At 73.6% G+C, this 17,712-nt stretch carries 15 protein-coding genes and 1 pseudogene; 8 read left to right on the top strand and 8 right to left on the bottom strand.

Going from position 1 to position 17,712, the window contains the following annotated elements:
* Positions 1-194: 194 nt before the first annotated feature.
* A complete protein-coding gene (locus ABZX40_RS00240) occupies positions 195-587 on the bottom strand; it encodes a hypothetical protein (protein ID WP_355733228.1) in 393 nt (130 codons plus the stop codon).
* Between the two features lie 210 nt (positions 588-797).
* A complete protein-coding gene (locus tag ABZX40_RS00235) occupies positions 798-1,235 on the bottom strand; it encodes a hypothetical protein (RefSeq protein ID WP_355733230.1) in 438 nt (145 codons plus the stop codon).
* 279 nt (positions 1,236-1,514) lie between these two features.
* Here ABZX40_RS00235 and ABZX40_RS00230 point away from each other — a divergent pair, with 279 nt between their 5' ends.
* From ABZX40_RS00230 to fxsA, 4 genes and pseudogenes are all read left to right on the top strand, one after another.
* Complete coding sequence (locus ABZX40_RS00230; protein ID WP_355733233.1) at positions 1,515-1,955, top strand: Lrp/AsnC family transcriptional regulator; 441 nt, start codon at positions 1,515-1,517, stop codon at positions 1,953-1,955.
* A 53-nt stretch (positions 1,956-2,008) separates the two neighbouring features.
* Complete coding sequence (locus ABZX40_RS00225; RefSeq protein WP_355733364.1) at positions 2,009-3,607, top strand: amidohydrolase; 1,599 nt, start codon at positions 2,009-2,011, stop codon at positions 3,605-3,607.
* Positions 3,608-4,201: 594 nt separating this feature from the next.
* Positions 4,202-4,981 (top strand): annotated as a pseudogene (locus ABZX40_RS00220) (polyprenol monophosphomannose synthase); the annotation flags it as partial.
* Positions 4,982-5,351: 370 nt separating this feature from the next.
* Positions 5,352-5,912: an FxsA family membrane protein gene (gene fxsA, locus ABZX40_RS00215; RefSeq protein WP_355733236.1), complete on the top strand. Its 561-nt coding sequence runs from the start codon at positions 5,352-5,354 to the stop codon at positions 5,910-5,912.
* A 204-nt stretch (positions 5,913-6,116) separates the two neighbouring features.
* On the opposite strand, the gene ABZX40_RS00210 is transcribed toward fxsA, so the two are convergent.
* From ABZX40_RS00210 to ABZX40_RS00195, 4 genes are all read right to left on the bottom strand, one after another.
* The gene (locus tag ABZX40_RS00210; protein WP_010046329.1) at positions 6,117-6,491 is read right to left on the bottom strand and encodes an RNA polymerase-binding protein RbpA; all 375 of its coding nucleotides are present in this window, start codon (positions 6,489-6,491) and stop codon (positions 6,117-6,119) included.
* A gap of 280 nt (positions 6,492-6,771) precedes the next feature.
* Positions 6,772-8,046 carry an MFS transporter gene (locus ABZX40_RS00205; RefSeq protein WP_355733367.1) on the bottom strand — a complete coding sequence of 425 codons (1,275 nt, stop codon included), beginning with the start codon at positions 8,044-8,046 and terminating at the stop codon, positions 6,772-6,774.
* Between the two features lie 131 nt (positions 8,047-8,177).
* Positions 8,178-8,945 carry a glycerophosphodiester phosphodiesterase gene (locus ABZX40_RS00200; protein WP_355733239.1) on the bottom strand — a complete coding sequence of 256 codons (768 nt, stop codon included), beginning with the start codon at positions 8,943-8,945 and terminating at the stop codon, positions 8,178-8,180.
* Positions 8,942-9,565 carry a hypothetical protein gene (locus tag ABZX40_RS00195; protein WP_355733370.1) on the bottom strand — a complete coding sequence of 208 codons (624 nt, stop codon included), beginning with the start codon at positions 9,563-9,565 and terminating at the stop codon, positions 8,942-8,944. Before ABZX40_RS00195 ends, ABZX40_RS00200 begins: the two co-directional genes overlap by 4 nt.
* A gap of 215 nt (positions 9,566-9,780) precedes the next feature.
* Here ABZX40_RS00195 and ABZX40_RS00190 point away from each other — a divergent pair, with 215 nt between their 5' ends.
* Positions 9,781-11,280, top strand: coding sequence for a PLP-dependent aminotransferase family protein (locus ABZX40_RS00190; RefSeq protein WP_355733241.1), 1,500 nt, complete (start codon positions 9,781-9,783; stop codon positions 11,278-11,280).
* A 171-nt stretch (positions 11,281-11,451) separates the two neighbouring features.
* Here the strand turns inward: ABZX40_RS00190 and ABZX40_RS00185 are convergent, their stop codons facing one another.
* Complete coding sequence (locus ABZX40_RS00185; RefSeq protein WP_355733244.1) at positions 11,452-13,020, bottom strand: ATP-binding protein; 1,569 nt, start codon at positions 13,018-13,020, stop codon at positions 11,452-11,454.
* A gap of 73 nt (positions 13,021-13,093) precedes the next feature.
* A complete protein-coding gene (locus ABZX40_RS00180; protein WP_046262076.1) occupies positions 13,094-13,288 on the bottom strand; it encodes a hypothetical protein in 195 nt (64 codons plus the stop codon).
* A gap of 389 nt (positions 13,289-13,677) precedes the next feature.
* Here ABZX40_RS00180 and ABZX40_RS00175 point away from each other — a divergent pair, with 389 nt between their 5' ends.
* The 3 genes from ABZX40_RS00175 to ABZX40_RS00165 all read left to right on the top strand — a co-directional run bounded on the left by ABZX40_RS00175 (position 13,678) and on the right by ABZX40_RS00165 (position 17,207).
* On the top strand, positions 13,678-14,070 hold the full coding sequence (locus ABZX40_RS00175) for an ankyrin repeat domain-containing protein (RefSeq protein WP_355733247.1): 393 nt from the start codon (positions 13,678-13,680) through the stop codon (positions 14,068-14,070).
* 324 nt (positions 14,071-14,394) lie between these two features.
* The gene (locus tag ABZX40_RS00170) at positions 14,395-15,810 is read left to right on the top strand and encodes a HEAT repeat domain-containing protein (protein WP_355733250.1); all 1,416 of its coding nucleotides are present in this window, start codon (positions 14,395-14,397) and stop codon (positions 15,808-15,810) included.
* 269 nt (positions 15,811-16,079) lie between these two features.
* The gene (locus tag ABZX40_RS00165) at positions 16,080-17,207 is read left to right on the top strand and encodes a glycosyltransferase family 1 protein (protein ID WP_355733252.1); all 1,128 of its coding nucleotides are present in this window, start codon (positions 16,080-16,082) and stop codon (positions 17,205-17,207) included.
* The last annotated feature ends 505 nt before the right edge of the window (positions 17,208-17,712 follow it).

Here is a 17,712-nt window from a genome sequence, read left to right as displayed (position 1 = left end):
GGCGGCCAACTGCCTTTGCTCGGACGGGCCTTCGCTCCAACCGGCCGTTGCTCCGCCCGCCCTTACTCCGCCCGCCCTTGCTCTGCCTGTCCCAGCTCTGCCTGCCCCTGCCCTTGCTCCGCCCGGCCCAGCGCGGCCCCGGTCATGGCTTCAGTCGGCGGGCGGTGTCGATCCGCTCGGGCGCGTAGTCATCGTCATCGCCCGCCGCCCTGTGGATCCCGGCCGCCGGTGCTGAACTGGCCCGGCCGTACCGCCGGTGCCACGAGGCGGGCCCACTCCGGGTCGTGGCACCCCGGCAGGGTGCGCCCGCGATGCGCCCAGGTGTGCAGCAGGTCGTGGTAGATCGGCGCGTCCTGCGCGGGCTGGGGCTGGCCCGGGGGAGGGGGCGGGGGCGGGGGTGAAGGCTGAGGCTGTGCGTGCGGCGGTTGTTGCTGCTGCGGGTGGTGCTGCGGGTGGTGCGTACTCCGCTGAACCGATTCTTCGGACAACCGCGCGGCCACCGCCTGCTCCGCGGGCACCAGCCCCGTCGGCATCGGTACGAAGATCTGCTGCTGCCGCCCGGTCGTCGTCGCGTGTCTGGGGGTCATGCCAGGGCAACGCACCCGGCCGGGGACAGGTCACCGATGGCCCGGTGTGAGCGTCAGTTCGTCAACAGGCGCCCCGGTGGTCCACTTCCGCGCCCCGCGCGCCAGGGAGGTCCCCATGTCGAACCCGGACCACGGCGGCCCGCGGGCATCCTGGTGCGGGGCGTCTGCCGGGAGGGAGTGCGCGAGGCGGCCGAGCGGCCGGGGGAGCCGTCAGGCGGCGTGGCGGCGCATCTCGGGGACGCGCATCGGGCGCGAGCCCGGACCGCCCACGTGGGAGAAGGGCTGGGTCCGCCAGTCGAGGCCCTGGGGCAGCGTCAACAGCAGGGCCGTGCCCTGCTCCTGCGGCGCGACGGACGCGTCGGCGGGGCGGGCGTCGGTGGCCTGGCGGCCGGTGCCGGCGCAGACCGTGAGCCCGAACGGGTTCCACGGCGAGACGCACAGCGCGTGCTCCGGCAGGAACTCCTCGTCCGCGAGCAGGGCGATGGGCTGAGCGCAGTCCGGGCAGATCACCCGGTACATCTCGAAGGTGTCGTACGCGTCCGGTTCATCGGCGTCGAGGGCGTCGGTGTCGACGGCCTCCGGCGCGAGTTCCAGGACCGGCTGGGGTCGCTTGGGTGCGGTGCGACCAGGGCGCTTAAGACTCTGCATATGGGTTCTCCCCCTCGGGCTGGGCCGTGAAGGCGCTGCGGCCTCGACCACAGCAAGCACTTCCCGTCCGCTCTTCGAGGTAATCACGAGAGGATCACGAAGCGCTCTCAGGGCTTGTGGTGTTCGTCACATGCCACCCGAAGGTGCCCGCCGCCGTGAAAATGACGGCCCGATCGCCCCCGGGTGGCCCCCGGGCCACCGCCGAGTACATCACGAACGGGGCATGACCTGTGCCTCTGAGCTATCCGTGGAGATCAACGGCACTGTAGGTTCTCGCCCATGGAGGAGCTGGACCGTCATATCGTGCAGCTGCTCGTCAAGGACGGGCGGATGAGCTACACAGACCTCGGCAAGGCCACGGGCCTGTCCACATCGGCCGTGCACCAGCGCGTGCGCCGGCTCGAACAGCGCGGCGTCATCCGCGGGTACGCCGCCGTGGTCGACCCGGAGGCCGTCGGACTGCCCATGACGGCGTTCATCTCGGTCAAACCCTTCGACCCCAGCGCCCCCGACGACATCGCCGACCGACTCGCCGGGGTCCCCGAGATCGAGGCGTGCCACAGCGTCGCGGGCGACGAGAACTACATCCTCAAGGTCCGCGTGGCCACCCCGCACGAGCTGGAGGAACTGCTGGCCCGGCTGCGCTCCCTGGCCGGCGTCTCCACCCGTACGACGGTGGTCCTGTCGACCCCCTACGAGGCCCGGCCCCCGAAGATCTGACACCGGACCGCCCCCGGGCCCCAGCGGCGACGCCGGTCCGCCGGCACGAGAAACTGTCCGCCATGAGTGCACGTACGGTCCTACTCCGCCGCGGCGAGGTCCACAGCCCCGCCGATCCCTTCGCCACCGCGATGGTCGTCGAGCACGGCGCCATCGCCTGGGTCGGCTCCGAGGGCGCCGCCGACGCCTTCGCGGACGGGGTGGACGAGGTGATCGACCTCGACGGCGCCCTGGTCACCCCGGCGTTCACCGACGCCCATGTCCACACCACGGCCACCGGTCTCGCCCTCACCGGCCTCGATCTGAGCACCGCCCCCACCCTGGACGCGGCCCTGGCCCTCGTCCGGGAGTTCGCCGCCGCGCGCCCCGGCGACCGGGTGCTGCTCGGGCACGGCTGGGACGCCGCCCGCTGGCCGGACGGGCGCCCGCCGACCCGGGCGGAGCTGGATCGGGCGACCGGGGGCCGTCCCCTGTACCTCAGCCGGATCGACGTCCACTCGGCGGTCGTCACCACCACCCTGCTCGACCTGGTCGCCGGGGACGTACCACGCGGGGACGCCCCGCTGACCGCCGACGCCCACCACACCGTCCGCGCCGCCGCGCTGGCCGCCGTGACCCCCGCTCAGCGCACCGAGGCACAGCGGGCCGCGCTGGCGCACGCCGTCTCCCGGGGCGTCGGGTCGCTGCACGAGTGCGCCGGGCCGGACATCTCCTGCGAGGACGACTTCACCGGTCTGCTGCGCCTCGCCGCCGAGGAACCGGGACCGCGGGTGACCGGCTACTGGGCGGAGCGGGACATCGCCAAGGCCCGCGCGCTGGGCGCCCTCGGCGCCGCCGGGGACCTGTTCGTGGACGGCGCCCTCGGCTCGCACACCGCCTGTCTGCACGCCCCCTACGCCGACGCCCCGCACACCGGCGTCTCCTATCTGGACGCCGGGGAGGTGGCCGCGCATGTCGCCGAGTGCACCGAGGCCGGACTCCAGGCGGGCTTCCACGCCATCGGCGATGCCGCCGTCGACACCGTGACCGAGGGCGTCCGTGCCGCCGCCGCGAAGGTCGGCCTCGCGCGCGTACGGGCCGCCCGGCACCGCGTGGAACACGCCGAACTCCTCACCCCGGAGTCCGTCGCCGCCTTCGCCGAACTGGGCCTGACCGCCTCCGTGCAGCCCGCGTTCGACGCCCTGTGGGGCGGGGAGGACGGCATGTACGCGCGCCGGCTCGGCGCCGGGCGGGCCCGCACCCTCAACCCCTTCGCCGCCCTGCTGCGGGCCGGGGTCCCGCTCGCGCTCGGCTCCGACAGCCCGGTCACCCCGGTCGACCCCTGGGGCACGGTCCGCGCCGCCGCCTTCCACCGCACCCCCGAGCACCGCATCTCCGTCCGCGCCGCCTTCACCGCGCACACCCGGGGCGGCTGGCGGGCGATCGGGCGCGACGACGCCGGGACCCTGGTGCCGGGCGCGCCCGCCGACTACGCCGTCTGGCGCACCGGCGAGCTGATCGTCCAGGCCCCGGACGACCGGGTCGCCCGCTGGTCCACCGACCCGCGCTCCGGCACCCCCGGCCTGCCCGACCTCACCCCGGGCGCCGAGCCGCCGGTCTGTCTGCGCACGGTGGTCGGCGGGCGGACCGTGTACGTACGGCCGGGCGAGTGATCTCCGGGGGCGCCGACGAGGCGCCCCCGGCCCCCCGTCCCGTCGCGCGACCTGCGTGTCCTCCGCGTCCACCGGCCGGATCGCCGAGGACCCGCAGACCGTGACCGGTGTTGACATCCGGCGCCCCGGGGCCGGTAGGTTCGGCCGGGTCCACCACCGGACGCCCGACCGGCGAACCTCCGCGCGCTCGTCGCCGCGCCACTGGGTCAGGGACGGTGCACCGGCCGGGGCACCGACCACGGGAGCCAGGCTCAGTGCGGCGCCACGGCGAGGGAACGTTCCGGCCCGGTCGGCAGGTGTGACCCGGATGGGGCCCGGACGCTCAGTAGACAACGGCTTTCGGTCGATCCGCAGCCAGCGGGTCCCAGGTCGGCCCGAAGGGCGCCGGGCCCCCATCCGCAGCCCGCGCGATGCCCACCTCCGGGCCCGTGCGGTGCCCGCCTCAGTGCCCCGCGCGGCACCCGCCCGAAAACCCGTCGCGCACTCTTGTCCGGGTCTTGTGCATTCGCGCCGGGCATACCAACGTGCTGTCACGTCATCGCAGGCCGTGGCCACTATGGTGGACGTCTGCGTACGGGACTCGAAGGGGCAGCAGTGAACGACGGTGACGGGGTGCCGGTCACACCGGCCAGGAGCGGGCGTTTCGGTCCGCTCGGCACGGCCCTGGTGATCATCCCGACCTTCAACGAGGCGGAGAACATCAAGGCCATCGTCCGCCGGGTGCGCGAGGCGGTCCCCGGGGCGCATGTCCTGGTGGCCGACGACAACAGCCCCGACGGCACCGGCAAACTCGCCGACGAACTCGCCGCCGACGACGACCGGGTCCACGTACTGCACCGCAAGGGCAAGGAAGGGCTCGGCGCCGCCTATCTCGCCGGGTTCCGCTGGGGCCTGGAGCGCGACTTCGGTGTGCTGATCGAGATGGACGCCGACGGCTCCCACCAGCCCGAGGAACTGCCCCGGCTGCTCACCGCCCTCAAGGGCGCCGATCTGGTGCTCGGCTCGCGCTGGGTGCCCGGCGGGCGGGTGGTGAACTGGCCGCGCACCCGTGAGCTGATCTCACGCGGCGGCAGCCTCTACTCCCGGGTCCTGCTGGACGTCCCGATCCGCGATGTCACGGGCGGCTACCGCGCCTTCCGCCGGGAGACCCTGGAGGGCCTGGGCCTGGCGGACGTGGCCTCGCAGGGCTACTGCTTCCAGGTCGACCTGGCCCGCCGGGCCGTGCGGGCCGGTTACCACGTGGTCGAGGTCCCCATCACCTTCGTGGAACGCGAACTGGGCGATTCCAAGATGAGCCGGGACATTCTCGTCGAGGCGCTGTGGCGGGTCACCACCTGGGGGGTCGGCGAGCGCGCCGGGAAGATCATCGGCCGCCAGGCCGGGCCGGACCGGCACGGCCGCCAGGACCAGGACCGCCATGAGCCCCAGGGCCGCGAGGACGGGCGGGGCCCGCAGGGCGGGCGGGACCGGCAGGACCCGCAGGGTGAGGGCGACCGGCAGGATCCGCAGGGTGAGGGCGACCGGCAGGACGACGACCGTTCGGACCACCGGGACCGGCCGGGCGGGGACGTTCCCCAGGATGCCCAGGATTCCCGAGATCGCCAGGACCGCCGGGACCGCGACGACCGCGCGCAGACCCGGACCCCGCCGGAGGCCCCCGCGCCACCGACCGCGTAAAAGGCACACAGACTCCGCTGACACCGGGCTTATCCCGCACTGAGCCGCGCCCAGGCACACTGGAGTCATGACGACTGGCGCACCGAACCCTTCGACCCCCGCCCGGCCGCGGCGTTCACGGCTGCGCACCTTCCTGCCGCTCGGCATCGCCGCCTGGGTGGTGCTGGAGATCTGGCTGCTGACCGTGGTCGCGAGCAGCGCGGGCGGGTTCACGGTCTTTCTGATCCTGCTGTCCGGGATCGTCGCGGGCGCGGTGGTCATCCGGCTGGCCGGACGACGCGCCTTCCAGGCGCTCAACGAGGCGATGCAGCGGGGCACCGCCCCCACCGGCGGCGGGGGCAACGGGCTGCTGATGCTCGGCGGGCTGCTGCTGATGATCCCCGGTCTGATCTCGGACGCGGCCGGGCTGCTGCTGCTGATCCCGGCGGTCCAGAAGGCCGTCAGCCGGTACGCGGAGCGGACCTTCGAGCGGCGGCTGCGCAAGGCCACCCCCGGCAGCCTCGGCGACGCCTTCCAGCAGGCCCGGATGCACCGCCCGGACGGCAAGGTCGTACCGGGCGAGGTCATCCGGGAGGACCCCGCGGACACCCCGGGGGACCCGCAGCCGCGCCCGCCGCTGAACCGCTGACGCGCGACGGGCTGTACGGCGGGCTGTTCCGGGTGGGCGGTACCGGGTGGACGAACGGCGGGCGTGCGCCGATAACCGCGTGCACCGCGACGACCGGGGACGCCGACAACCGCGTACACCGACGACCGCGGGCGCCGTACGGATGGTGCGTACGGCGCCCGCGGTCGTGTGTGTTTTCGGGTGTCTCGGTCGTCCGGCCTCCCGCTAGGCGGACTTCCTGCTGTCCCGGGGGTGAATCGCGATGTTCATCGCCCCCGAGCGCAGAACGGCCAGCCGCTCCTCAAGGACCTCTTCGAGTTCCTCTCGGGTGCGCCGCTCCATCAGCATGTCCCAGTGTGTACGCGCGGGCTTGGCCTTCTTCTCCTCCGGGCCGTCGCCGTCCACCAGGAGTGCCTGCGCACCGCAGACCTTGCACTCCCACTCCGGCGGGATCTCCGCCTCGACCGAGAAGGGCATCTCGAACCGATGCCCCTTCTCGCATGCGTACTCCACGGCCTGGCGCGGGGCCAGGTCGATGCCGCGGTCCGTCTCGTAGCTGGTCACCACGAGGCGCGTGCCGCGAAGAGCTCGCTCACTCATGAATCGTGCCTCCCGGGCTTGTCGCCCACAGGACAGGGTGTCGCTGTCGTCGTCATCCGGTCAACGTCCGGTCGGCGGTAAAGATTCCCGTTCCGAGTCCCGTTCCGGGTTCCTGCGTCGCCGTCGTAGCCGCAGCCTTGCTGACCAATGTCGTACCCACCGGCGCCCGGTTTGTCACATGTGCTAGGAGATGTCACCCAGCGTTAGAACATCTTTGACGCGCAGTAACGGTACGCCTGGCAGGCCAAACGCGTACACTACAGCCCTTTCGTCGAGAGTGCTAAATCCGTTCGGGGACCGGATTGCCCGCCGCGGCGATCGCCCGTCGCACCGGGACCCGCGCCAGCAGCACGAATCCCAGGGCGAAGAAGATCACCAGCGAGATGATCGCGTCCCGGTAGCTGCCGGTCAGCTGGTAGGTCAGACCGAACAGCAGGGGCCCCAGCCAGCTCATTCCCCGGTCGCTCAGCTCGTACGCGGAGAAGTACTCGGCTTCCTTGCCCGGGGGCACCAGATGCGAGAACAGCGACCGGGACAGGGCCTGGCTGCCGCCCAGGACCAGTCCGATGGCCGCGGCGAGGACGAAGAACCACACCGGCTCCCCCGCCGGGAGGAAGTAGCCCGCGGCCAGGGTGAGGGTCCAGGCGATCAGCGAGCCCAGGATCGTGCGCTTGGCCCCGTAGCGGTCGGCGAGCCGGCCCAGCCCCAGCGCGCCCGCCACCGCCAGCACCTGGACCAGCAGCACCGCCACGATCAGCGTCGACTGTTCGAGGCCCAGCTCCTCCGAGCCGTAGACCGACGCCTGGGTGATCACCGTCTGGATGCCGTCGTTGTAGACGAGATAGGCGAGGAGGAAGGCGAGGGTGAGGGGATGGCGCCGCATATGGCGGATCGTCGCCGCGAGCTGGCGCAGCCCGCTGCCCGCGGGCGCCTCCCCGCCCGGCAGCCGTCGGTCGCGCAGCCGCCGCAGCGGCACCAGCGCGAAGGCGCCCCACCACAGCCCCGCCGAGGCCAGACAGATCCGTACCGCCTCCGACTCGGAGAGGCCGAAGCCGTCATGGCCGAGGTACAGCACCAGATTGGCCACCAGGACCAGGGCCCCGGAGGCGTAGCCGAGGGCCCAGCCGCGGGAGGAGACGGCGTCGCGCTCCTCGGGGCGGGCGATCTGCGGGAGATAGGAGTTGTAGAGCATCATCGCCACGGACTGCGCGGCGTTCGCGGTGATCAGCAGCAGCCCGCCCAGCAGATAGCGGTCGCCGTCGAGGAAGAACATCCCCGCCGTGGCGCCCGCCCCCACATAGGCCGCGATGCCCAGCAGCCGCTTCTTGCGCCCCGTACGGTCGGCGAGCGACCCCACCAGCGGCATCAGCAGCACCGCCACGATCACCGACAGGGACACCGAGTAGGCGAAGAACGAGCCCGCCCGCACCGGGATGCCCAGCGGATGGACGAACCCGTCGGCGTCCGCCGCCTCCTCCGCCACCGAGGTCAGATACGGCCCCAGGAAGACGGTGAGCACACTGGTCGAGTAGACCGAGCAGGCCCAGTCGTACATGTACCAGCCGCGCTGTTCGCGGCGGCGCTCGGCCTCGTCGGCCGGCTGGTCCCGCACGGCGCCGATCCCCACCCGTGCCCTCGCCTTCCCCGTGTTCCCCGGTGACCCGCTTTCGCGCGCGGACGGGGCCCTCAGGCCCAGACGCCCCGGTCCTCCAGGACCGCGCGCAGCGTGTCGATGTGATCGGTCATGATGCCATCGACTCCCAGGTCCAGGAGCCGGTGCATGGCGGCCGGGTCGTTGATCGTCCAGACATGGACCTGGAGCCCGCGCGCGTGGGCGGCCCGTACGAAGCGGCGGTCCACCACCGGGATGCCCGACCGGGCCTGCGGGACCTGCGCGGCGACCGCCGAGGAACGCACCGGGGCGGGCAGCCCCCAGGACCGCAGCCGCAGCCCGAGCACACCCCGGGTCCCGTACGAGGTGGCCAGCCGGGGGCCCGCGAGGCGCTGGGCGCGGATCACCCGGGCCTCGGAGAAGGAGCCGACGCAGATCCGGTCCCAGGCGCCCGTGCGCGCCGTCAGGTCCAGCAGCGGGCGCAGGGCGGATCCGGTCTTGACGTCGACGTTCCAGCGGGTGTCCGGGAAGGTCTCCAGCAGTTCCTCGAACAGCGGCACCGGCTCCCGGCCGCCCACCCGTGCCCGCCGTACGTCGTCCCAGGGCAGGTCGGCGATGCGCCCGGCGCCGTCGGTGACCCGGTCCAGCGTGTCGTCGTGGAAGGCGACCAGCCTGCCGTCGCGGGTGAGATGGACATCGGTCTCGATGTACCGGTAACCCGCCTCCACCGCGCGCCGGAACTGCGCCACGGTGTTCTCCAGCCCGTCCGCCGCCCCGCCGCGGTGGGCGAACGGGATCGGACCGGGGTGGTCGAGGTAGGGATGGCGGGTCGTGGTGGTCACGAACGCAGTATCGCGCGCGCGGGTGACCCCTCGGCAACGACCGTGCTGCCCGCCGGTGCCCCGGGGACGGCGAACATCCGCAGGAAGAGCTGCGCCAGCGGCCCGATCGACACCGCGTAGAGCAGGGTGCCGACGCCTATGGTGCCGCCGAGCGCGAAGCCGGTGACGACCACGGCGACCTCCACCGCCGTCCGCATCAGCCGGATCGAGCGCCCGGTGCGCCGGTGCAGCCCCGTCATCAGCCCGTCGCGCGGCCCCGGCCCGAACCGGGCGGCGATGTAGAGGCCGGTGGCGGCCCCGTTGAGCACGATCCCGGCCGCCATCAGCGGTACCCGCACCCAGAGCGCGTGCGCGGCCGGCAGCAGGGCGAGCGTGGCGTCCATGGCGAGTCCGACGACCAGGACGTTGGAGACCGTGCCGAGGCCGGGGCGCTGCCGCAGCGGGATCCAGAGCACCAGGACCAGCGCCCCGACGGCGATCGAGACGATCCCGATGGACGCGCCGGTCAGCTCCGCGAGGCCCTGGTGCAGCACGTTCCAGGGTTCGAGCCCGAGGCCCGCCTCGACCAGCAGCGCGGAACTGGCGCCGTAGAGGACGAGACCCGCGTAGAGCTGGACCAGGCGCCGGGGGAGGCGCCGGGGGAGCGGGTCCCGTCGTGGGGACGGTCCGGACGGCGGCTGGGGCGGTGTCGGGGACGGCCGTCCGGACGGCGGTATGGACAACGGGGCTCCTGAGGGGGTGGGTGGGGGTGGTGGATGTGGACTGCCGCATGACACTCTGTGGCGTGACCGGAAGGGTCATCCATGGCCAATTCAAGGAAGGTGGACTGGTCGTCATGGCGCAGTGGACCTCAGCGGTGGGACCGGCGCAGCTGGCCCGGCTGCTCCAGTCGCAGCAGGACCGCCCCGCGGGCCCCGGCAGCCGCCGCCCGCCCGCCTATCGCGCGCTCGCCGACGGCATCCGGCTGCTGGTGCTGGAGGGCCGCGTCCCGGTCGCCGCCCGGCTGCCCGCCGAACGCGAACTGGCCCTCGCCCTCTCGGTGAGCCGTACGACGGTGGCGGCGGCCTATGAGGCGCTGCGCACGGAGGGCTTCCTGGAGTCCCGCCGGGGCGCCGGGAGCTGGACGGCGGTCCCGGCGGGCAACCCCCTCCCGGCCCGCGGTCTGGAACCCCTCCCGCCGGAGGCGCTGGGCTCGATGATCGACCTGGGGTGCGCGGCACTGCCCGCCCCGGAACCCTGGCTGACCCGCGCCGTCCAAGGGGCACTGGAGGACCTCCCGCCCTACGCCCACACCCATGGTGACTACCCCGCCGGGCTGCCCGCGCTGCGCGCGATGATCGCCGAGCGGTACAGCGCCCGGGGCATCCCGACCATGCCCGAGCAGATCATGGTGACGACCGGCGCCATGGGCGCCATCGACGCCATCTGCCATCTCTTCGCCGGACGCGGGGAGCGGATCGCGGTCGAGTCGCCGTCCTACGCCAACATCCTCCAGCTGATGCGGGAGGCGGGCGCGCGGCTGGTGCCGGTGGCGATGGCCGAGGGGCTCACCGGGTGGGACCTCGACCGCTGGCGGCAGGTGCTGCGGGAGGCGGCGCCGCGGCTGGCGTACGTCGTGGCCGACTTCCACAATCCGACGGGCGCGCTGGCGGACGACGACCAGCGGCGGCGGCTGGTGGAGGCGGCCCGGTCGGCCGGGACGGTGCTGGTGGCCGACGAGACGATGACCGAGCTGTGGCTCGACGAGGACGTGGTGATGCCGCGCCCGGTGTGCGGCTTCGACCCGGCGGGCTCGACCGTGATCACGGTGGGTTCGGCGAGCAAGGCGTTCTGGGCGGGGATGCGGATCGGATGGGTGCGGGCGGCGCCGGACATCGTCCGCAGCCTGGTCGCCGCGCGGGCCTACGCGGACCTGGGCACGCCGGTGGTGGAGCAGCTGGCGGTGAACTGGCTGTTCAGCACCGGGGGCTGGGAGCGGGCCGTCGAGGTGCGGCGGGCCCAGGCCCGGGAGAACCGGGACGCCCTGGTGTCGGCGGTACGGCGGGAGCTGCCCGGCTGGCACTTCGAGGTGCCCCAGGGCGGCCTGACCCTCTGGGTGCGCGCGGGCGGCCTCTCCGGGTCCCGTCTCGCGGAGGTGGGCGAACGGGTGGGCGTCCGCGTCCCGTCCGGCCCCCGCTTCGGTGTGGACGGCGCGTTCGAGGGGTATGTGCGGCTGCCGTTCACGGTGAGCGGCGCCGTGGCGGACGAGGCGGCGACGCGCCTGGCGGCTGCGGCGCGGCTGGTGGAGAGCGGGGGAGGGGGGACGGGGGAGGCGCCGCGGACGTTTGTGGCGTGAGGGGGAGTTTTTGTTGGCGAGGGGGGACGTTTCTTGGGGGCCTTGGGGGCCTTGGGAGGCGTGGGACTGCAAGGGCAGTTAGGGGCGCTGGGGGTACCCCCGCTGGGGGAGGAACCGCGCGCCCAGCCCCCATCCACCCGCACCCGACGAACAGCCCCCGGACCCCCGCCCCTACGTCGCCCTCTCCAACGCCCCCAACTCCACCCCCGACTCCACAGCCCCCACCGACGCCGCCGGCAGCAACGCCTCCACGGCGACCCGCCCCGCGTCCGACGTGGCCGCGTCATAGGGATCCGGCGTCGCGGGGACCTGCAACCGCAGCACCGGCCCCGTACCCAGCCGCGCGTACCCCCGCCCCGGCGGCACCTCGGACACCGGCGTCGTGTGCGGCGGAGCCCCGAGCACCGCCTCCAGCACCTGCGGTGTCGCGGGACCGAGCACCACCCGCGCGCGCGTGTGCTGCCGTACCGCGTCGCCGAGGGCGTCCACGCTGTCGAGGTGTTCGGCGACGACCACCGTGACGTTCGCCGCGCGGCCGTGCCGCAGGGGCACCTGGAGCGGGGCGAGCAGATCCCGGTCCCCGTCGGACGACGACACCGCGGCCAGATGACCGAGCGTCGCGGGCCGGTCCAGGAGGATCCACAGGGGGCGCCGGGTGTCGTCCGGCGGCGGGTGCCCCGCCTGTCGCGCCCGGTTGACGGCGATCAGCCGCCGTTCCGTCTCCTGCGCCGCCCATCGCAGCCCGGCCAGCGCCCCGTCGGGCGCGCACTCCACGGCGAGGACGCCGTCGCGCCCCGTCAGACACGCGTACTCGCCGGTGGAGCCGCCCTCGACGATGACCACGTCGCCGTGCTGGAGCGCCTGGAGGGCGATCGAGCGCAGCAGGGTGGAGGTGCCGCTGCCGGGCTGGCCGACGGCCAGCAGATGCGGCTCCGTCGAGCGGATGCCCGTACGCCAGACGACGGGCGGGACGTCGCGCCGCTCGTCCCCGTGGGTGAGGGGGAGCGTGCGCCGGACCTCGGCGGGGTCGGTGAAGCCGAGGACGGTTTCGCCCGGCGCGGTGACGAACCGCTGGGCGGTGATGTCGGTGGGCAGTGGGGCGAGGACGGTGACCGTGAGCCGGTTGCCCTCCTCGTCCCACCCGAAGTGGTACTCACGGCCCCGGCCCGACTTGGCCGTGAGGAGATGCTCGACGCGGGCGCGGTCGGCGGGTTCGCCGTCCGTGAAATAGGCCGGATAGTGGATCACCAGGCGGGTGATCCGGCCCGCGTCGTCGAAGGCGTGCTCGGTGAGCGCCTTCTCCCGGTCGCCGCCATGGGCGTACAGCGGCGCCGGGTCGTCGGCGGCCGAGAAGTACGGGACCAGGGCCTCGTAGAGGGACTGGAGGCGCTGGATCTGGTCGGCGTCCGGGCCTTCGGGCGCCGGTTCGTTCCGTTCCCGTCCCTGCCAGGCCGCCGCCGCCATCAGGGTGATGACGGCGAGCAGCGGGCCGTAGGGGACGAGCGCGACCGCCAGGACGACCGAGGCCACCATGAAGAGCAGTGGTCCGCGTCGGTCCTTGGGGGTGTCGGCCCATCTGCGCCGTCCGGCTGCCGCCAGCCGGCGCATTCCGCGGGTGAGGGTGATCAGCGGATGGAGGACGTCGGTGGCGCTGTCGGCGGCCGTCCGGGCCAGCTCCCGGCTGCGGGCGAGCTGTGCGCTGCCGTTGCTGAGAATCGTGGGGAGGGGGCGCCGCGCCACTGCTGTCTCCTGAAGGTGCGAACGGAAAGTCGTGGGTCGGGTGTGTCGGGTGGGGGACGGGGACGGGGGCGGGTCAGAACTTGATGCCGCCCAGCAGGCTCGCGAGGCTCTCGCCGCCCGCCTTGATGCTGGGGGCGATGGCCGTGCTGGCCAGATAGAAGCCGAACAGGGCCGCCACCAGCGCGTGGGACGCCTTCAGTCCGTCCTTGCGGAAGAAGATGAAGACGACGATGCCGAGCAGGACGACTCCTGAGATGGAGAAGATCATGAGGTCTCCTGGTGTGGAGGGGACAGTCACCATGAGTACTTCCAGGCTCACAGGATGTATCCATACGACAAAAGGTGCAACTGAGTGAAATTCACCCGTTTTCACTCGGCTGGCGGGGCTGGGGCAGCCCCGCTGAGCTGCGCTTTCGTCGCCGCCGGGCCATGAATGATCATTGCCGACCGCCCTGGCGGTCCGGTGCGCGCACAGCCAGTACGCTGGCGATTCACCCGTACGGCTGCACCGCTCGCCGCCGTACGCTTGGTCCGGAGTGCCCCGGCCGCCCACCCAGCGGCCACCCGGGGTGCCCCTTGCTTCCCGGTTCGTCCCCAGTTCGTCCCCAGTTCGTCCCCAGCTTGTCCCCACGCTCGCAGTGAGAGGCGGTCCCGCCGATGAGTGAAGCCCCCGACCCCGAGGTCGTGGAGCTGGCCACCAAGATCTTCGATCTGGCCCGGCAGGGCGGGACCGACGCGCTGGTGGCCTATGTGGACGCCGGTGTTCCGGTGAACCTCACCAATGACCGCGGCGACTCCCTGGTGATGCTCGCCGCCTACCACGGCCATGCCGGCACAGTCCGGGCCCTGCTCGACCGCGGCGGTGAGGCCGACCGGGTGAACGACCGGGGGCAGACCCCGCTCGCCGGAGCCGTCTTCAAGGGCGAGCAGGATGTGATCCGCGTCCTGCTGGAAGCCGGAGCCAACCCTTCCGCCGGTACTCCGTCGGCCGTCGACACGGCCCGGATGTTCGGCCGCGCCGAGCTGCTGGAACTGTTCGGCGCACCCTGATCCCACACCCCTGACCAGGCAGAACAGGCTTCCTGGTCGGGCAGCACCGAGAAAACGGGGGAGGCGGTACCTGGCCGCCGGAAATATCGGTCGCGGCAGCGCAAAGCGCCGGGTCATCATGACGTCGTGATTCACGGACGCGATGGCTGGGCAGGTGTTGCCGCACCGCGCGGGCCGTGATGCGGTCCGCACGGGCCACCAACGAGAGGCAGAGGAAGATGGCTTACAGCAAGCAGGAAACGGCGGGCGCCCCGACGTGTTGTCACGCGGCCAGGTAGAGCACGATCCCCGGTTGCGTCGACGCTTGATGTGAGGCTGTTTCCCATGTTCGATCCGGTCATAGCGCCCAGTGGAACGCTGCTCGGCCTGCTCCAGCGGGGCCGCGGCGACGGAACGCTGCACGCGCTCACCGCCCCGCGCCCCGAGGCGCTCGCGGCACTGAACCACTGCGTGCTCCACGACCCCCGCCACGACTGGCAGGTGGAGAACCGCTCCCTCTACTACGCCCGGCTCTATCTGGACCTGGGCGGCGACCTCGACTCGATCGAGGCCCATCTCTTCGACCCCGAGGACGTCCTCGACCCCGAGGAGTGCCGCACCGGGCTCGCCCTCGCCGTCCTCGGCCACCTCGCCTCCTACGGCCGCCGCGACGCGCTGCTGCTGCTGCGCCGCTACGCGGCCACCGGCGGCAACTGGGCCTGGGCCCTGGACGAGCTGGCGCTGCGCGACGACGACGCCGGGCTGCGCGCCCTCGCCGAACCCGTCCTCGCCCGCTTCCCGGCCGACCCCGAGGGCGACGCCGCGCTCGCCGCCGTCGTCCGCGACGCCTTCGAACCCCGGCCCTGGCGGTTGTGGGCCGAGGACAGCCGCGAGGCCGTCGCCACCCGGGTGCGGGCCGCCCAGGAGACCGGCTGCTTCGACCGCTGGCAACGCCAGATGCGCCCCTCCGGGCCCCGCCCCGGCTGGAGCGTGGCCGCCGTCCTCGAATGGGCCCAGCAGGGCGTGGAGCGGGGCGCCGCGCTCCATGTGCCCGCCGCCCGCTGCCTGACCGCCGTCGCCGGACCCGAGGACCGGCCCGAGATCGTCGCCGCCGCCCTGGACGGCGACGAGGGTGCCCGCTGCACCGCCCTGCGCTACCTCGCCGACGGCAACGATCCCGATGCCCTCGCGCTGATCGAGGGCGCCGTCGCCACCGGCCCGGCTCCGGTCGTGGAGGCCGCCGTCGACGCGTTCGAACGGATGCGCAGCGTCGCCGCCGTCGACCGCGCCCGTGGCTGGGCCCGGCGGCCCGATCCGCTCGGGGCCGCCGCCGGCCGGATGCTCGCCTGCCGGGGCGGCACCCGGGACCGCGACCTGGTGCTCGGCGCCCTGCGCGAGGCCGTGCGCGGCGAGGGCCCCGACGCCCCCACCCTGTGGACCCTGGTGGACGGCACCGGACGGCTGGGAATCGTCTGCGCGGCGCCGGTTCTGCGCCATGTCTACCGGGAGACCGCCTCGTCCCATCTACGGGGCCGCGCCGCCCGCGCCCTCGCCGCCACCGACCCCTCCTTCGCCGCCGGGTTCGCCGTCGAGTGCCTCTGGGACTGCGAGGAGACCACCCGCGAGGTCGCCGCCCGGCACGCCGAGACGGGCGACAACCGGGTCGTCGAGCGGCTGCGCCGGCTCGCCGCCGATCCCGCCGAGGAGGACGAGGTCCAGACCGCCGTACGCAGCCGGATCGGCCCCGACGGGCCTGCCTGAACGCCCTTGCCCCTGCCCTTGCCCCCGTCTCCGCTTCCGCCCCGTTGCACCTGGTGCACGGGGCTTGCGCGGACACCGCCCCATCTGCGGCTTGTGGGCGCTTTCGCGCCGACTCGCCCCCACCGGGTGAACGAGGGGTGACCCGCGGGCCAGGCGCCCATGACCGCCGTCTGGCCCGCTCGGGTGCGCGGCGCAACGCTCATGGGACGTTCCGCATCAGGAAAGATCCACGTTGACGCGGCCACGTCCAGCACGGCGACAACACCCCTATGCGTGTCGTCATCGTGACCGAATCCTTTCCCCCCGATGTGAACGGCGTGGCCCATTGCGCGCTTCAGACCGCCCGACACCTCGTCGACCGCGGTCACGCTCCCCTCGTCGTCGCACCGGCCACCGCCGCCGGAGCGGGACCCGACGCCCAGGCGCCGTGCCCCGTCGTCCGCATCCCGTCCCTTCCGCTCCCCGGCTACCCCCAGGTCCGCGTCGCCCTCCCCAGCCGACGCGTCACCGCCGCGATCACCGCGCACCGCGCGGACATCGTCCACCTGGCCAGCCCCTTCGTCCTCGGGGTGCGCGGCATGTCCGCCGCCGCCCGCCTCGGTCTGCCCGCCGTCGCCGTCTACCAGACGGACCTGGCCGGTTACGCCCGTACCTATGTGCACGCCGGTGAGGGCGCCGCCTGGCGCCGCATCCGCTCCGTGCACACCGCCGCCGACCGCACGCTGGCGCCGTCCAGCGCCGCCCGGCACGACCTGGAGTCGCACGGCGTGCCCCGCGTCCGGCTCTGGGCCCGCGGGGTCGACACCGTCCGCTTCCGCCCCGATCTGCGCGACGAGGCGCTGCGCCGCGAACTCGCCCCGGACGGCGAGCTGATCGTCGGCTATGTCGGCCGGCTCGCGCCCGAGAAGCGGGTCGAGCTGCTGTCCGGGGTGTGTGCCCTGCCGGGCGTGCGGGTGGTGGTCGTGGGCGACGGCCCGAGCCGTCCGCAGCTGGAACAGGCCCTCCCCGGCGCGGTGTTCCTCGGCCGCCGCACCGGCGACGACCTCGCCCGGATCTTCGCCTCGTTCGACGTCTTCGCCCACACCGGCCCCTTCGAGACCTTCTGCCAGACCGTGCAGGAGGCGATGGCCAGCGGGGTGCCCGTGGTCGCGCCCGCGGTCGGCGGCCCGCTCGACCTGGTCGACCACGGCCGCACCGGGTTCCTGGTGCCGCCGTGCGACGCGGACGCCGTCCGGGACGCGGTCCGGGCGCTCGCCGCGGACCCCGCCCTGCGGGTTGCCTTCGGCACGACCGCGCGGGCCACGGTGGAGGGCCGCACCTGGTCGGCCATCGGCGACCAGCTCATCGCCCACTACGAGGAAGTCCTCGCGACCCGGAGGGCGGTGTTGGCGGCGTGAGCGGGGGGTGGGGGGTCAGGGGGGAGAGGGGGCAGAGGGGGGAGAGGGGGCAGAGGGGGGAGAGGGGGCTTGGTGAGGTGACGGGGGCCGGTGGGGTGGGTGGGGCTGGTGGGGTGGATGGGCTCAGCGGGGTGGGTTGGTTCAGCAGGGTGGGTTGGCTCAGTGGGGTCGGTGGGCTCAGTGGGGTGGGGGTGCCTGGGGGTGGAGGGGGGTCTGCTGAGGGGTCGGGTGGGGGTTTTGTGGTGTCGGGTGGGGGTGGAGCGGTGTCGGGTGGGGGGTGTGCGGTGCCGGGTGGGGGTAGTGCGGTGCCGGGTGGGAGTGGAGAGGCGCCGAGTGGAGGTGGAGCGGTGCCGAGTGAGGGGTGTGCGGTGCCTCGCGGGGGTGCCGGGGAGATGGAGGGGTGTGGGGGCGGCGGTGTCTTGGGGGTTTCCGGGGTTGTTGGAGGGGCCGGGGTGGTGGTTTCCGAGGGTTCTGGGGGTTCTGGGGGTTCTGGGGGGCTTGAGGG

The organism is Streptomyces sp. NPDC004610, from assembly GCF_040609715.1.
In the GTDB taxonomy this organism is placed as follows: Bacteria; Actinomycetota; Actinomycetes; order Streptomycetales; family Streptomycetaceae; genus Streptomyces.
Note: the sequence above shows the minus strand (reverse complement) of the source record. Positions and strands in the feature narration are given on the sequence as shown.

Excerpts from the sequence above, each read along its gene's own strand:
- ABZX40_RS00240 (WP_355733228.1), bottom strand. The coding sequence starts at position 587 with ATGACCCCCAGACACGCGACGACGACCGGGCGGCAGCAGCAGATCTTC.
- ABZX40_RS00170 (WP_355733250.1), top strand. The coding sequence starts at position 14,395 with ATGTTCGATCCGGTCATAGCGCCCAGTGGAACGCTGCTCGGCCTGCTC.
- ABZX40_RS00190 (WP_355733241.1), top strand. The coding sequence starts at position 9,781 with ATGGCGCAGTGGACCTCAGCGGTGGGACCGGCGCAGCTGGCCCGGCTG.
- fxsA (WP_355733236.1), top strand. The coding sequence starts at position 5,352 with ATGACGACTGGCGCACCGAACCCTTCGACCCCCGCCCGGCCGCGGCGT.
- ABZX40_RS00175 (WP_355733247.1), top strand. The coding sequence starts at position 13,678 with ATGAGTGAAGCCCCCGACCCCGAGGTCGTGGAGCTGGCCACCAAGATC.
- ABZX40_RS00205 (WP_355733367.1), bottom strand. The coding sequence starts at position 8,046 with ATGTACGACTGGGCCTGCTCGGTCTACTCGACCAGTGTGCTCACCGTC.
- ABZX40_RS00230 (WP_355733233.1), top strand. The coding sequence starts at position 1,515 with ATGGAGGAGCTGGACCGTCATATCGTGCAGCTGCTCGTCAAGGACGGG.
- ABZX40_RS00165 (WP_355733252.1), top strand. The coding sequence starts at position 16,080 with ATGCGTGTCGTCATCGTGACCGAATCCTTTCCCCCCGATGTGAACGGC.
- ABZX40_RS00235 (WP_355733230.1), bottom strand. The coding sequence starts at position 1,235 with ATGCAGAGTCTTAAGCGCCCTGGTCGCACCGCACCCAAGCGACCCCAG.
- ABZX40_RS00210 (WP_010046329.1), bottom strand. The coding sequence starts at position 6,491 with ATGAGTGAGCGAGCTCTTCGCGGCACGCGCCTCGTGGTGACCAGCTAC.
- ABZX40_RS00180 (WP_046262076.1), bottom strand. The coding sequence starts at position 13,288 with ATGATCTTCTCCATCTCAGGAGTCGTCCTGCTCGGCATCGTCGTCTTC.